Annotated in this window: 17 protein-coding genes; 8 read left to right on the top strand and 9 right to left on the bottom strand. The window is 72.2% G+C overall.

The window, feature by feature from the left end:
* Positions 1-81: 81 nt before the first annotated feature.
* A complete protein-coding gene (locus tag LCD33_RS07825; RefSeq protein WP_224968662.1) occupies positions 82-357 on the bottom strand; it encodes a hypothetical protein in 276 nt (91 codons plus the stop codon).
* A gap of 168 nt (positions 358-525) precedes the next feature.
* On the opposite strand from LCD33_RS07825, the gene LCD33_RS07820 reads away from it, so the two are divergent.
* Genes LCD33_RS07820 through LCD33_RS07800 form a run of 5 tightly spaced genes read left to right on the top strand, consistent with a single transcriptional unit; the run spans position 526 to position 2,135 of the window.
* Entirely contained in the window at positions 526-1,395 is an 870-nt protein-coding gene (locus LCD33_RS07820; protein ID WP_224968660.1) for a helix-turn-helix transcriptional regulator, read from the top strand.
* A complete protein-coding gene (locus LCD33_RS07815; RefSeq protein WP_224962254.1) occupies positions 1,364-1,567 on the top strand; it encodes a DUF397 domain-containing protein in 204 nt (67 codons plus the stop codon). The genes LCD33_RS07820 and LCD33_RS07815 overlap by 32 nt, the downstream gene beginning before the upstream one ends.
* On the top strand, positions 1,560-1,811 hold the full coding sequence (locus tag LCD33_RS29345) for a DUF397 domain-containing protein (RefSeq protein ID WP_308011242.1): 252 nt from the start codon (positions 1,560-1,562) through the stop codon (positions 1,809-1,811). The genes LCD33_RS07815 and LCD33_RS29345 overlap by 8 nt, the downstream gene beginning before the upstream one ends.
* Entirely contained in the window at positions 1,765-1,962 is a 198-nt protein-coding gene (locus LCD33_RS07805) for a DUF397 domain-containing protein (protein WP_224962256.1), read from the top strand. Before LCD33_RS29345 ends, LCD33_RS07805 begins: the two co-directional genes overlap by 47 nt.
* Positions 1,950-2,135 (top strand): DUF397 domain-containing protein, encoded by a 186-nt coding sequence (locus LCD33_RS07800; protein ID WP_224962258.1) that lies wholly within the window; start codon positions 1,950-1,952, stop codon positions 2,133-2,135. Before LCD33_RS07805 ends, LCD33_RS07800 begins: the two co-directional genes overlap by 13 nt.
* A gap of 57 nt (positions 2,136-2,192) precedes the next feature.
* Here LCD33_RS07800 and LCD33_RS07795 read toward each other — a convergent pair whose 3' ends face one another.
* From LCD33_RS07795 to LCD33_RS07760, 8 genes are all read right to left on the bottom strand, one after another.
* Entirely contained in the window at positions 2,193-3,215 is a 1,023-nt protein-coding gene (locus LCD33_RS07795; protein WP_224968658.1) for a S8 family serine peptidase, read from the bottom strand.
* 367 nt (positions 3,216-3,582) lie between these two features.
* On the bottom strand, positions 3,583-4,557 hold the full coding sequence (locus LCD33_RS07790; RefSeq protein ID WP_224962262.1) for a glycoside hydrolase family 43 protein: 975 nt from the start codon (positions 4,555-4,557) through the stop codon (positions 3,583-3,585).
* A gap of 238 nt (positions 4,558-4,795) precedes the next feature.
* Positions 4,796-6,160, bottom strand: coding sequence for a nucleobase:cation symporter-2 family protein (locus tag LCD33_RS07785; protein ID WP_224977658.1), 1,365 nt, complete (start codon positions 6,158-6,160; stop codon positions 4,796-4,798).
* Positions 6,161-6,251: 91 nt separating this feature from the next.
* The gene (gene pucL / locus LCD33_RS07780) at positions 6,252-7,142 is read right to left on the bottom strand and encodes a factor-independent urate hydroxylase (protein WP_224962266.1); all 891 of its coding nucleotides are present in this window, start codon (positions 7,140-7,142) and stop codon (positions 6,252-6,254) included.
* Between the two features lie 5 nt (positions 7,143-7,147).
* On the bottom strand, positions 7,148-7,468 hold the full coding sequence (uraH, locus tag LCD33_RS07775) for a hydroxyisourate hydrolase (protein ID WP_224962268.1): 321 nt from the start codon (positions 7,466-7,468) through the stop codon (positions 7,148-7,150).
* A complete protein-coding gene (uraD, locus tag LCD33_RS07770) occupies positions 7,465-7,962 on the bottom strand; it encodes a 2-oxo-4-hydroxy-4-carboxy-5-ureidoimidazoline decarboxylase (RefSeq protein WP_224962270.1) in 498 nt (165 codons plus the stop codon). The genes uraH and uraD overlap by 4 nt, the downstream gene beginning before the upstream one ends.
* Positions 7,963-8,096: 134 nt before the next feature.
* Positions 8,097-8,456 carry a helix-turn-helix domain-containing protein gene (locus tag LCD33_RS07765; RefSeq protein ID WP_258345655.1) on the bottom strand — a complete coding sequence of 120 codons (360 nt, stop codon included), beginning with the start codon at positions 8,454-8,456 and terminating at the stop codon, positions 8,097-8,099.
* Between the two features lie 9 nt (positions 8,457-8,465).
* Complete coding sequence (locus LCD33_RS07760; protein WP_224962272.1) at positions 8,466-8,738, bottom strand: thiamine-binding protein; 273 nt, start codon at positions 8,736-8,738, stop codon at positions 8,466-8,468.
* Between the two features lie 318 nt (positions 8,739-9,056).
* On the opposite strand from LCD33_RS07760, the gene LCD33_RS07755 reads away from it, so the two are divergent.
* The 3 genes from LCD33_RS07755 to LCD33_RS07745 all read left to right on the top strand — a co-directional run bounded on the left by LCD33_RS07755 (position 9,057) and on the right by LCD33_RS07745 (position 12,644).
* Positions 9,057-10,169, top strand: a complete 1,113-nt coding sequence (locus tag LCD33_RS07755) for a glycerate kinase (protein ID WP_224962273.1) — start codon at positions 9,057-9,059, stop codon at positions 10,167-10,169.
* 133 nt (positions 10,170-10,302) lie between these two features.
* Positions 10,303-10,950, top strand: coding sequence for a GntR family transcriptional regulator (locus tag LCD33_RS07750; RefSeq protein WP_224969026.1), 648 nt, complete (start codon positions 10,303-10,305; stop codon positions 10,948-10,950).
* A 206-nt stretch (positions 10,951-11,156) separates the two neighbouring features.
* The gene (locus tag LCD33_RS07745; protein WP_224963258.1) at positions 11,157-12,644 is read left to right on the top strand and encodes an NCS1 family nucleobase:cation symporter-1; all 1,488 of its coding nucleotides are present in this window, start codon (positions 11,157-11,159) and stop codon (positions 12,642-12,644) included.
* Positions 12,645-12,652: the final 8 nt, after the last annotated feature.

The raw sequence follows: 12,652 nt of genomic DNA, 5'->3' as shown, positions 1-12,652 counted from the left end.
CGACACGCCACCGCCGCGCCGGCCGCGCTCCGCCGACATCACGGCGCTGCCCGCGGTGCGCCGAGTTCGCCGCGGACCGGGTCAGGGGCTCAGAAGTCCCAGGTGAGCAGGAGGTAGTCGTGCTCCGCGGCGAACTCGGCGCACCGCGGGCAGCGCCGTGATGTCGGCGGAGCGCGGCCGGCGCGGCGGTGGCGTGTCGAACGGGACGCGGATCCGATCGCCGCACAACGTCGCGGTCCGCTCCCCACCGGGCAGCGCGCCCGGCCGGGACGGGGTGGCGTGCCGCAGGTGCAGCGCCAGTCCGACGATCCAGAACGCCACCGGCCTGCTGCACCGGTACGGGTGGGGCAACGCCACGACCGTCCTCCTTTCGGTTCGATCACCGGGCGAACCGCTGACGAATCGAAAGGTAGATCGCAATCTTCTGGCCCAGCGAATGTGTGACACCGCAGTTCAGCGGATTGTTTCGCTGCAAATCCGGTCAGTTCTCGAACCGACCCCGCGCTGGAATCCGGAGGTCATGGAATGCGGCAATCAGAAGCCCTGCGTCAGCTCGGGCTCGGCGTGCGACTGCGCACCTTGCGGGAGAACCGCGGAATGACCACCCGATCGGTGGCGGCGGCCCTGGGTGTCTCACGTTCCTCGATCAGCCGGACCGAGCGCGGCACGCGCGCCCCGGATCGCGAGGAGGTGAGTGCGCTGTGCGCGTTGTTCGGCGTCGTCGGTGACGACAAGCAGGAATTGCTGGACCGCGTCGGCGAGTCGAACGAGACGTCCGCGTGGCTGGCGCTGGGCGACGGCATGTCCGAGCAGCTCGCGAGCCTGCTCGTGCTGGAACGCGAAGCAGCGAAGATCACGTGTGTGGAACTGGCCCTGATCCCAGGTTTAGCGCAGGCGGCCGACTACACCCGTTGCCTGATGGCGAGCGCCGGTCTGCAACCGCGCGAAGTGGAACGCCGGGTGGCGTCGAGGCTCGGCAGGCAAGCAGTGCTGTCCAGGCCGAGGCCTCCGCACGTCCGCTTCGTGATCGACGAGTCCGCGTTGAGCAGGACCCTGGGCAGTGAAACGGCGCTGAGGTTGCAGCTCGAGCACCTGATCAGCATCGGGCGCCGACCGAACGTCGAGATCCGCGTGATCCCGTTGTCCGCTCCGGCGCACCGGGTGTTGAACGGGGCGTTCAGCTACTTCGAGCTCGCGGACGGCACGGGCTACGCCTTCGTCGAGTCGCAGGGTTTCGCCGTATGCCTCGCCGAAGCTGTCGATCTGCGACTGGTCGTGGAAACCTGCAACGAAGTGGACGATATCGCGCTGGGTGAGCGCGAATCACTGGAGTTGATCAAGAAAGCCGCGGAGGGACTGTCCGATGAGCGACTGGGTGTGGCGGAAGAGCTCTAGGAGCAACGCTTACCACAACTGCGTCGAGGTGGCGTTATCGCCGACGTCCGTGGCGGTGCGGGACTCCAAGGATCGCGCGGCCGGTTCCCTGTCGTTCTCGACGCGGAACTGGCGGCGGTTCCTGGCGGGCCTCGACGCCGGGCGTTCTGGTGGTGAGCCGGACGATGGCTGAACCGAACTGGCGGACGAGCACGTACAGCGGTGACTACAACTGCGTAGAGGTCGCCCTTTTGCCTGATTCCGCTGCCATTCGAGATTCGAAGTATCGCGCGGCCGGGTTCTTGTCGTTCTCGTCGCGCGCGTGGCAACGTTTCCTGTTCGGGATCAAAACCTCCCACTGCGACTGTTGGGCGGAAGGGGAACGACATCATGACCGAACCGACGTGGCGCAAGAGTTCGCGGAGCAACGCTTTTGACAACTGCGTGGAGGTGGCGTTGTCGCAGGATGCGGCAGCGGTGCGGGACTCCAAGGATCGCGCGGCCGGTTCCCTGTCGTTCTCGACGCGGGACTGGCGGCGGTTCCTGAGCGGGATCGGCGAAGGCCACTACGACCGATGCGTGAGCTGAACTGGCGGAAGAGCAGTCATAGCGACCAGTACAACTGCGTAGAAGTGGCGTTATCGCCCCACTTCGTCGCGGTGCGGGATTCGAAGGCGGTCGAGGACGGGCGGCTCACCGTCTCCCCGGCCCGCTGGGCTGCGTTCCTCCGCGGCCTCGAATCGGGCCGTTTCGACCGCTGACCGCTGAGCCGAACCGTGGTGGGCGACCCGACCCGATGCGGCCCCCCCACCGCGGGGTCACGGCTGCGGGATCGGCTGCGCGACCGCGGCGGCGGCGTCGATGACGCCGTGCCCGGTGAGCAGGCTGAACTGCCCGGTCTTGTCGCTGCCGGGAGCGTGCGCGGTGTCGATCAGCGCCTGCTCCACCTGCTCGGCGGTGCGGCCCTGGGCGGTCAGCAGCGCGGCGACGCCGGTGACCATCGGCGCGGCCATCGAGGTACCGGCGAGCGCGTCGTAGTCGGCGTCCCCGCACTTGGTGCCGGTGCCGCGCGGGACGGTGGAGACGATGTCGCCTTCGCAGGTGCCGTCGCCCGCACCACCGGGTGCGGCCACGGCCTTGAAGTCGAGCTTGAGGCCGAAGTTGGAGTACGAGGCCTTTTTCTCGGCGCGGTCGGTGGCGGCGACGCACATGGCGCCCCGCTCCCACGCGGGGGTGTCGCACAGCGGGGCGGTCTCGTTGCCCGCCGAGGCGATGACGACGACGCCCTTGTCGCGGGCGTACTCGACGGCGCCCTTCGCCTGCGCCTGGAGCCCGAGCAGCGTCAGCAGCTGGGAGCCGGGCTGCGCGCCGAGGCTCAGGTTGATGACGTCGGCGCCGTGGTCGGCGGCGTAGCGGATGCCGGCGCCGATCTCGGCGAAGTCGCCCTGGCCGTCTTCGAGGACCTTCACCGGCATGATCTTCGCGTCGGGCGCGACACCGGCGCCACCGACGCCGTTGTTCGCGGCGGCCGCGGCGATCCCGGCCACGTGCGTGCCGTGCACGTCGGTGTCCTGGCCGACGCCGTCCGGCCCGCGCCAGTCGCCGTTGCCGCACGGCGCGGGACCGCCGCCGCAGGTGAACGTGGCGCCCGGGACCAGCTGCGAGCGCAGGTCGGGGTGGTCGAGGTCGACGCCGGTGTCGACGACGGCGACGACCTGGCCGGCGCCGGTGCTGGTCTGCCAGGCCTGCTCGGCGTGGATCTGGTCGAGACCCCACTGCGCGCCGGCGAGGGGATCGTGGGTGGTGGCCGCGGAGGCGGACGGCGCGGCGAGCGCGGTCAAGCCTGCGACCGTGATTGCGAGGGCCCGTAAACGCATGGGCTGCTCCCGGAGTTCGGTGAAAAAGTTCAGGCGATCAACGACAGCCTGACCACCGACGTTCCGGCCCGATACACGCCCGAGTCCAGAATGGGACGCGCGGTGCAGCGAATTGCGCCGAACAGAGCAGCGCTGAACGGGCAAAGCGGACCCGACGTCCACAGAGGACATCGGGTCCGCTCCCTCCCTCGCCCCATCCGGTTGCCGCGCAACGAGTTCGCGCGTCGACCGGCGGGACTGATCGGAACGATAGTCCGGGGCAGCCCGGGGCAGAACTGCCCGGACGCTGCACGATCGGGTGGATCACCCTGATCGTTGAAGAGGAAATTTCCTACCGCAGTACGGGATTCAGCCCGTCCCAGGACAGTTCCGCGACCCACATCCCGCGATCCCCGGGCGGCTCGGCGAGGTCCCCGTGGAACGCGATCAGTTCGCCGTCGTCGAACACGTCCTGCCCGCCGGGGTTCGTCACCGCGCCGCCCAGGGCCTCCCGGCTCAGCAGCGCGCCCGGCGCCTTCGTGAACGGTCCGGTCGGGCTCGGCGCGGTCGCGAAGTTCGTGAAGTAGTCGCCGCTGTCGAACGTGTTCCCCGAGTACAGCAGCACGTAGCCCTGCGGGCGCCGCAGCAGCGTCGGCGCCTCCACCACCCCGGACTCCTCGGGGCGGTCGGCGCCCAGCAGCGGGACGTCCTTCCCGGCGGGCGTGATGCCGTCGGCCGCGACCGGTCGCATGTGGATGGTGGACGGGCCGCTGCGCGCCCGGCTGCCGCGCGAGTCCTTGTACAGCAGGTACCGGCTGCCGTCGTCGTCCACGAAGCTCGCCGGGTCGATCACGTCGCCCTGGCCGGGTGCGCAGATCAGCGGTTCGGCGCTCGTCGGCTCGAAGGGCCCGGTGGGGGATCCCGCGACGGCGGCACCGATGCACTGGCGGCCGGAACCCGTGTGGTGCGCGGTGTAGTACAGCAGGAAGGTGCCGTCGGAGCGCTCGCTCACGTCCGGTGCCCACACGTTCAGGCTGCCGGTGTGCGACGGGCCCACCCACGGCGGCAGCTGCGGCAGCGCGTCGGCCCGCTGTTCCCACGGTCCTTCCGCGTCGGTGGCGGTCGCGAGCTGCACGTTGTACCCGGCGGTGTTCGTGGCGTACGCGTAGTACTGCCCGTCGTGGTCCAGCACGTCCGGGTCCGGGAAGTTGCGGTCGATGACCTGTCCGGCGCTCCCGGCGGCGCGCTCGTCGGCGAGCGCGGCCGGTGGTGCGAGCAGCAGCAGCACGGCGGCGGTCAGGCTCAGGTGGCGGCACGTTCGCAGCACGGGTTCCCCTTCTTCGGCGGCCCCACCAGTGCACCGGCGTCCCGTGCGCCTCGCCGGACACATTCACCTCACGAGTGACACTCGATCAGGTCGTCCAGCGTGCGAGCCGCAGCGCGGGCCGACCTCCGGTCACCGTCGCCGGGAGTCGTCGACCTGCGAGATCCACCCGGTGACCGGGCCAACCGCCCGAGCGCGCCCGGCGGGTGCGCGGAGCCGGACGCCGTGATCGGGTGGCGGGTCACCCACCGGGCGACGGATCCGGGGGCGCAGCGTGATCAGCGGTGGCGCGGCGGTGGAACAGGGCGTTCAACGCCAGCGCCGCCAAACAACCCGTGCTGATCCCCGAATCCAGCACCGCGCGCAGCGCCGCGGGCGCGTGCGCGTAGAAGTCCGGCTGCACCACCGGGATCAGCCCCACACCCAGCGATCCCGCCACCACCAGGGCCTGAGCCGGATCACCCAGATCGGCCCGGCCCAACGTGCGGATCCCGCCCGCCGCCACCGAACCGAACAGCACCAGCGCCGCGCCGCCCAGCACCGGCTGCGGCACCAGCGACACCACCGCCCCGGCGACCGGGAACAACCCGAGCAGCACCAGCACCCCGCCACCGGTCGCCACCACGTACCGGCTGCGCACCCGGGTCATCGCCACCAGCCCCACGTTCTGCGCGAACGCGCTGCAGGTGAACCCGCCGAACACGGCGCTCAACGCGCTGCCCGCGCCGTCCGCGCGCAACCCGGCCGCGATGGTGCGCTCGTCGGCGGGCCGCTCCACGATCTCGCCCAGCGCGATCATGTCCGCGGTGCTCTCCAGCATCGCCACCAGCATCACCACGCACAACGACAGCGTCGCGCTCCAGCTGAACGCCGGCGCCCCCAGCGCGAACGGCACCGGCGCGCTGAACACCGGCGCCTGCGCGAACGTCGTGGCGTCCACGAACCCGAACGGCCACGCCAGCACCGTGCCCGCCAGCAACCCGAGCAGCAGCGAGATCCGCTTCCAGAACCCCCGCAGGAACCGGTTCCCCAGCAGCACCAGCGCGAACGTCGCCGCGCCGAGCGCCACCCGGCCCGGCGCGGCGTGGTCCGGCGCCGCCGGGTCCCGCCCCGCGATCCAGCCGACGGCGACCGGCAGCAGCGACAACCCGATCAGCGTGATCACCGCACCGGTCACCACCGGCGGGAAGAACCGCACCAGCCGGGAGAAGTGCGGCGCCAGCAGGAAACCCAGCACCCCGGCCACCAGCACCGCCCCGTACACCACCGACAGCGGGTTCCCGTCCGTCGGCTGCGCCACGATCGCCAGGATCGGCGCCACCGAACCGAACGTGACCCCGTTGACGAACGGCAGCCGCGCCCCGATCCGCCAGATCCCCCACGACTGCAACAAGGTCGCCATCCCGGCGGTGAGCAGGCTCGCCCCGATCAGCAGGGTCCGCTGCTGCCCGGGCAGCCCCAGCGCCTCGCCGACGATCAGCGGGGGAGCGACGACGCCCGCGTACATCGCGGCCACGTGCTGCGCGCCGAACGCCAGCATCCGGCCCGGTGGCGGGATTTCGTCGACGGGGTGGACGTCGGTGCCTGCGTGCTCCTCGAAGGCCATGCGGGCTCCTCGGCGGGGAACGGGATTCGGTGCTGCTACCGGCGCGCTCCCGCCCGCACCACCGCGGGACCGTGGCGGGCGCCCCGGCGGATCAGAACTCGGGGAGGCCGTACCAGGCGATCGGCGCCTCGGGCACGTCGTCGCGGGTGACGATCCCTTCGATCAGGCCGTACGGGCGGTCCGCGGCGAAGAAGACCTCGTTGTCGTTGTCCAGCCCGAACGGTTCCAGGTCGACGCGGAAGTGGTGCTTGTTCGGCAGCGACAGCCGCACCTCCGCGATGCCCGGGTGCGCCTCCAGCACCGCCTCGCCCATCGCGTGCAGCGTCTGCTGCAGCGCGAGGCTGTGCGTCGTCGCGAACGCGGACAGCAGCGCGGCGCGCACCGAGGCGAAGCTCTCCGACCACGCCACCTCGGTGCCCAGGTGCCGCCAGCGCGCCGACACCGCGGTCGCCAGGATGCGGTCCGAGGTCTCGGGAAGCGTCGTGTACTCGTCCCTCGGGAAGCCGTGGAACTCCGAGCCGGTGGACTTGAGCACCACCAGGCCCTCGACACCGCTCACCACGTGCGCGTCGTCGCCGTCCACCGTGATCGCCGCGGTCCGCGTCTCCGCGCCGCCGCGGCGGAACGCGTGGTCGTGCCCGGCGCCGTCCACCTCGATGCGCTCCCACGCGTGCTCGGCGACGAGGATCCGCGCGCCCCGCACCGGTTCCCGGGTGTCGACGAAGTGCTTTCCCAGCCGCAGCGCGAAATCCTCGACCTCACCGATCGGGTGGCGCTTCGCGAACGCGTAGGCCGTGTTCTTCTGCGAGTCCGTCGGCAGCACGTTCGCGTTGTCCCCGGCGCGGTGCGCGGCCGCGAAGTCCCCGCGCAACGCGGTGCTGATCGTGAGGTCCCGGATCTCGTGCCGAGAGGTGCCGCGGTCCACCGCGACCAGCCGGATCTCGGCCTTGCCGTACTGGTTCGGTCCCGGCACGATGCCCACGTCGATCAGCTCCCTCGGTAGGTGGAGTAGGCGAACGGGCTCAGCAGCAGCGGAACGTGGTGGTGCTGGGCCGGATCGGCGATGCGGAAGGTGATCTGCACCAGCGGGTAGAAGGATTCGGTGCCGCGCGCCGCGAAGTAGGCGCCGGTGTCGAAGGTCAACCGGTAGTCGCCGGGCGCCAGCTCGTCCGGGCCGAGCGAGCCGATGCGGCCGTCGTCGTCGGTGACGCCTTCCGCGATCGGTCCCGCCCCCTCCAGCCGGACCGCGATCCCGGCGGCCGGGCGGCCCAGCGCGGCGTCCAGCACGTGCGTGGTCACGGCACTCATGCGATCACCTTCTCCAGGCGCAGCAACGCGATCTTGCGCAGCTCGTCGGCGACCACGCCCAGTTCGGTGCGCGGGTCGTTGTGCATCCGGGAGCGCAGCACCGCCAGCAGCTCGGCGCCACCGCGGCCGCCCGCGCACACCAGGTACACGTGGCCGAACTTCCGCTCGTAGGCGGCGTTGCCCTCCCGCAGCGCGGTCCGCAGTCCCTCGTCGGCGAAGTCCACACCGGACTGCTCGGAGCGGGACCAGGTGGCGGAGGACGCCTCGCCCGCAGGCCGTTCCCCGATGCGGGGGTGCGCGGCGAGCGCGGCGTCGACCTCCTCCGGGGTGAGTTCGCGGGCGGCGGCGTCGGCGGCGGCGAGCACCGCCGCCGCGGAGTCGTACGGCCGCGCGTCGCAGACCCGTTGGGCCCAGCGCGGCACGTCCAGGCAGGCGCGCAGCTCGGGCAGCAGCTCGGCACGGGGAACGGCGTTGAAGCGGTCGGGTGCGGACATGGCCTCCCCTTCGGGCCGGCTGCGTCTCGGCTGATCCGCGGTCCGCCCACGCCGGACGACCGGCGGCGCACCGTGCCAGCTGAAGCTACGACCGGCCCCACCGGGTGTCAACACTTTGTTGAACTAGCAGGTGATCAGGGGTGCTGTTCCCGGTTCAGGTAGTTGTAGACCGTGAAGCGGCTGACGCCCAGCGCCTTGGCCACCGACTCCACGCCCTTGCGCAGCGTGAACGCGCCGCGCTCCTCCAGCAGCCGCACCGCGCGCTGCTTGTCCGCCCGCGACAGCTCCGGCAATCGGCCGCCCAGCTCCGCCTCCACCCCGGCGATCAACCGGTCCAGCGCGCTCGTCAGCTCCGCGCCCGGCAACCGCACCGCGACCGCCGGTTCGCCCTCCCAGTGCAGCAGCACGTCGGACGGCTCCCGGTCCTCGACGGGAACGGTCGTGGCGCCGAGCCGCGCCAGCAGCGGCGCGATCGCGGAAGCGAGCGGATGCACGCCGACAGCCTAGGATCCCGCCCCGGGAGCCGTCGGGCGGTCGACCGTGACCTGCAAGGTGATGCGGTGCGCGCCCGCCGCCAGCGCCGCGTCGCACACCTCCGGCAGCGCTGGCAGCACCACGTCCCGCGAGCCGCGCACCGAGGTGCCCAGCGGACCGAAGTCCGGCTCCAGGCCCGCCGCGCGCAACCGGTCCCGGGCGGCCACCGCGTGCTCCGGCGGCTCGCCCTCGCCGCGGAACGGTTCCGTGGTGAACTCCGCCGTCACCTGCGGTTCGGACATGGACGCCTCCGAGGGTTCGGGAGCAGATCGGCCCACTGTACGGGCGCCGCGGTCCCGGTCGCGGAAAAGGCGCCGTGCCACCGGAATCGGCCCCCGTGACCGAGATGTGATCGCCGTGACGACGAGCGCCGCTCCCGGTCGCGCGCACCCGGGCGGACCGGAACCAGCAGGCGGGGAAGGCCCTGCGGCCCGCGGGCGCGCGGTGGCCCGCTCGGCGGACGCGGCTCGGTCAGCTGAACGGCGCCCGCCGGGCTTCCCCTGATCGGGCGAGTCGGGTGGAATGTGCGAGTCACCGCCGCAAGCCCGAGGGAGAGCACTGTGCCCGGTCCCGTCCTGATCGCGCCGGACAAGTTCAAGGGGTCGCTCACCGCCCCCGAGGTGGCGAACGCGCTCGCCGCGGGACTGCCCGGCGTCGAGGTGCGGCTCGCGCCCATCGCCGACGGCGGGGACGGCACCGTCGACGCCGCGATCGCGACCGGGTACCGGCGGATGCAGGCGCGCGTCACCGGGCCCGTCGGGGCGCCGCTCGCCGCCGACTTCGCGCTCCTCGGGGACCAGGCCGTCGTCGAGCTCGCCTCCGCGTCCGGGCTCGCGCTGCTGCCCACCAGGGAACTCGCGCCGATGACCGCCTCCAGCTTCGGCACCGGAGAGCTGATCCGCGCCGCCCTCGACGCGGGCGCGCGCACCATCGTGCTCGGTGTCGGCGGCAGCGCCTGCACCGACGGCGGCGCGGGCATGCTTGCCGCGCTCGGCGCCCGGCTGCTCGCCGACGCCGGACGTCCGCTGCCCCCCGGTGGCGGCGGGCTCGTCGAGCTCGCCGAGGTCGACCTCAGCGGGCTGGACCCGCGGCTCGCCGACGCCGACATCGTGCTCGCGTCCGATGTGGACAACCCGCTGCTCGGGGAGCGCGGCGCCGCGCACGTGTACGGGCCGCAGAAGGGCGCCGACCCCACCCAGGTGCGGCTGCTCGACGCCGCGCTGCGCAGCTGGTCCGGTGCCGTCACCCGCGCAGGCGGGCGCGAGGCCGCCGACGAGCCGGGGGCCGGGGCCGCCGGTGGCGTCGGCTACGCCGCGCTCGCCGTCCTCGGCGCGCGGCAGCGCCCCGGTGCGGACCTCGTGCTCGAACTCGTCGGCTTCGACGCCGCGCTGCCCGGCGCCGGGCTCGTGCTCACCGGTGAGGGGTCCGTCGACGAGCAGACGCTGCACGGCAAGGGGCCCGCCGCCGTCGCCACCAGGGCCGCCGCCGCCGGAGTGCCCGCCATCGCCGTCGCCGGGCGCTGCTCGCTCGCGCCGGAACGGCTCCGCGACGCCGGGTTCGCCGACGTCTTCGCGCTCACCGACGTCGAACCCGACCCGCAGCGCTGCATCCGCGAGGCGGCCGACCTGCTGCCGCAGCTCGCCCGGCACATCGCGGCGAAGTGGCTCGCCTGAACAAGTCCGCGGCCCGCCGCGTTCCGCGTGGTCGGCGGCTCCGCGGCTGACGGGACCGCGGGGCGTGGCGGGCGGGGCCGGACCGCCCCGGGTTCGTAGAGTGGGGGCGGGAACTCGGGGGAGGGGTGCGCCGGTGGCGGATGCCGTGAACGGCCGGACGCCGCTGCGCGAGCAGGTGCGGCGGGCGTTGCAGGACCGCATCAGCGACGGCCGCCTCCGGCCCGGCGACCGGCTCTACGAGCAGGAGATCGCCGCCGAGTTCGGCGTCTCCCGGGTGCCGGTGCGCGAAGCGATCCGCATGTTGCAGAGCGAAGGGCTCGTGGACGTGGCGCCGAACCGGCGCGGCGTGTTCGTGCGCAGCCTCGACCGCGCGCAGGTCGAGGAGCTGTTCGACGTCCGCGAAGCCCTCGAAGCGCTCGCCGCCCGGCTAGCCGCGTCCCGCGCCTCCGCGGACGTCGCCGACCGGCTCGGCGTGCTCGCCGAACGCGCCCGGCGGGCGTGGGCGGGCGGGGACGTGGACGCGATGTCCGCGGCCAACACCGAGTTCCACGACCGGATCGTGGCGCTGTCCGGGAACGCGCTGCTCGCCTCGGTGCTGGAGCCGCTGCACGGCAGGCTCGCCTGGCTGTTCCGGCTCAACCTGGAGCCGGAGCGGGTGTGCCGGGAGCACGACGAGCTGCACGCCGCCATCGCCGGCGGTGACGGCGACCGGGCCGCCGAGCTCGCGCTCGGACATGTTCGGGCCAGCAGAACGATGGTCCTCGACAAGATGCTCTTCTGAGCTCTTCTCGTCCAGGTGAGTGGCCCGCCCGCCGATCCCGGCGCGGTGAGCGGGCCGCTCACCTGAGTTGCTTCCACGGGGTGGCCCGCGTGTGCCCGGTCTGGTGGGGCTCATCTCGGGGACGTGGTGGTTGACCGGGGGCGGGAACCGGCCTACTTTTCCGTATACGTCCAAGTATACTTCCGCTATGTGGAACCGGAGCGGCCATGTCCCCGGATCGTGCCGAAGCCGCCACCACGCCGGGAGCCCCCAGCCCCCGGCTCTACAACGCCGATCTGGCCCCGCCCGCACAACGCCGCTGGAAGACCTACAGCATCTTCGCGCTGTGGATGAACGACGTGCACAACATCGGCAACTACACCTTCGCCGCCGGCCTGTTCGCCCTCGGGCTCGGCGCGCTGCCGTCGCTGATCGCGCTGCTGCTCGGCATCCTCGTCGTGTTCTGGGGCATGAACCTGATGGGCCGCATGGGGCAGCGCACCGGCGTCCCGTTCCCCGTGATGGCGCGGATCTCCTTCGGCGTGCACGGCGCGCAGCTGCCCGCGCTGATCCGCGCCGTCGTCGCCATCGCCTGGTACGGCATCCAGACCTACCTGGCCTCGCTCGCCGTCGTCGTGCTGGTGCTGCGCATCGAACCCGCGCTCACCCCCTACGCGCAGGACTCGATCCTCGGGCTCTCCAGCCTCGGCTGGATCTGCTTCCTCGCGCTGTGGGCGGTGCAGCTGGTGATCCTCAGCTTCGGCATGGAGATCATCCGCCGGTTCCAGGACTGGGCCGGGCCGATCGTGTGGGTCGTGATGCTCGCGATGGCGATCTGGGTGCTGGTCCTCGCGGGCGGGCGGATCTCCTGGAACCCGCCGAACGCGCTCAGCGGCACCGCGATGTGGTGGGAAGTGCTCGGCGCGGCCGGGCTCACCATCGCCATCTACGGCACGCTGATGCTCAACTTCTGCGACTTCTCCCGGTTCGCGCCGGACCGGAAATCGGTCGTGCGCGGGAACTTCTGGGGCCTGCCGGTGAACTTCACCGCCTTCGCGATGGTGTCCATCATCGTCACCGCCGGGACGCACACCCTGTTCGGCGAGATCATCACCGACCCGGCGGAGATCATCGCGAAGGTGCCGAACACCTTCGTGCTCGTCGTCGGCGCGCTGCTGTTCGCGCTCGCGACCATCGGCGTGAACATCGTCGCGAACTTCGTCTCGCCCGCCTACGACCTCGCCAACCTCGCGCCGAAGCACATCGGCTTCCGGCGCGGCGGGCTGATCAGCGCGGTGCTCGCCGTGGTGGTGCTGCCGTGGAACCTCTACGGCAGCCCCGCCACCGTGGAGTACTTCCTCGGCGGGCTCGGCGCGGTGCTCGGGCCGCTGTTCGGCGTGATCATCGTGGACTACTGGCTGCTGCGGCGCGGCCGGATCAACGTGCCCGACCTCTACACCGAGGATCCCGCCGGCGAGTACGCCTACCGGCGGGGCGTGAACCCGCGGGCCGTCGCCGCGCTGCTGCCCGCCTCGGCGGTCGGCATCGCGCTCGCCGTGGTGCCCGCGTTCGCGGTGCTGTCCTCGTTCTCCTGGTTCATCAGCGCGCTGCTCGGCGGCGGGCTCTACCACCTGATCGCCGACCGCGGCCGCGACTTCACCGACGTCCCAGGAGACCACCTCGCGCGGAACACCACCGCAGAAGGAATCCACTGACCGCAGCC

This window comes from Saccharopolyspora sp. 7B, assembly GCF_020177435.1.
Taxonomy (GTDB): domain Bacteria; phylum Actinomycetota; class Actinomycetes; order Mycobacteriales; family Pseudonocardiaceae; genus Saccharopolyspora_C; species Saccharopolyspora_C gregorii.
Note: the sequence above shows the minus strand (reverse complement) of the source record. Positions and strands in the feature narration are given on the sequence as shown.

Excerpts from the sequence above, each read along its gene's own strand:
- LCD33_RS07820 (WP_224968660.1), top strand. The coding sequence starts at position 526 with ATGCGGCAATCAGAAGCCCTGCGTCAGCTCGGGCTCGGCGTGCGACTG.
- LCD33_RS07815 (WP_224962254.1), top strand. The coding sequence starts at position 1,364 with ATGAGCGACTGGGTGTGGCGGAAGAGCTCTAGGAGCAACGCTTACCAC.
- LCD33_RS29345 (WP_308011242.1), top strand. The coding sequence starts at position 1,560 with ATGGCTGAACCGAACTGGCGGACGAGCACGTACAGCGGTGACTACAAC.
- LCD33_RS07805 (WP_224962256.1), top strand. The coding sequence starts at position 1,765 with ATGACCGAACCGACGTGGCGCAAGAGTTCGCGGAGCAACGCTTTTGAC.
- LCD33_RS07800 (WP_224962258.1), top strand. The coding sequence starts at position 1,950 with ATGCGTGAGCTGAACTGGCGGAAGAGCAGTCATAGCGACCAGTACAAC.
- LCD33_RS07785 (WP_224977658.1), bottom strand. The coding sequence starts at position 6,160 with ATGGCCTTCGAGGAGCACGCAGGCACCGACGTCCACCCCGTCGACGAA.
- uraH (WP_224962268.1), bottom strand. The coding sequence starts at position 7,468 with ATGAGTGCCGTGACCACGCACGTGCTGGACGCCGCGCTGGGCCGCCCG.
- uraD (WP_224962270.1), bottom strand. The coding sequence starts at position 7,962 with ATGTCCGCACCCGACCGCTTCAACGCCGTTCCCCGTGCCGAGCTGCTG.
- LCD33_RS07760 (WP_224962272.1), bottom strand. The coding sequence starts at position 8,738 with ATGTCCGAACCGCAGGTGACGGCGGAGTTCACCACGGAACCGTTCCGC.
- LCD33_RS07745 (WP_224963258.1), top strand. The coding sequence starts at position 11,157 with ATGTCCCCGGATCGTGCCGAAGCCGCCACCACGCCGGGAGCCCCCAGC.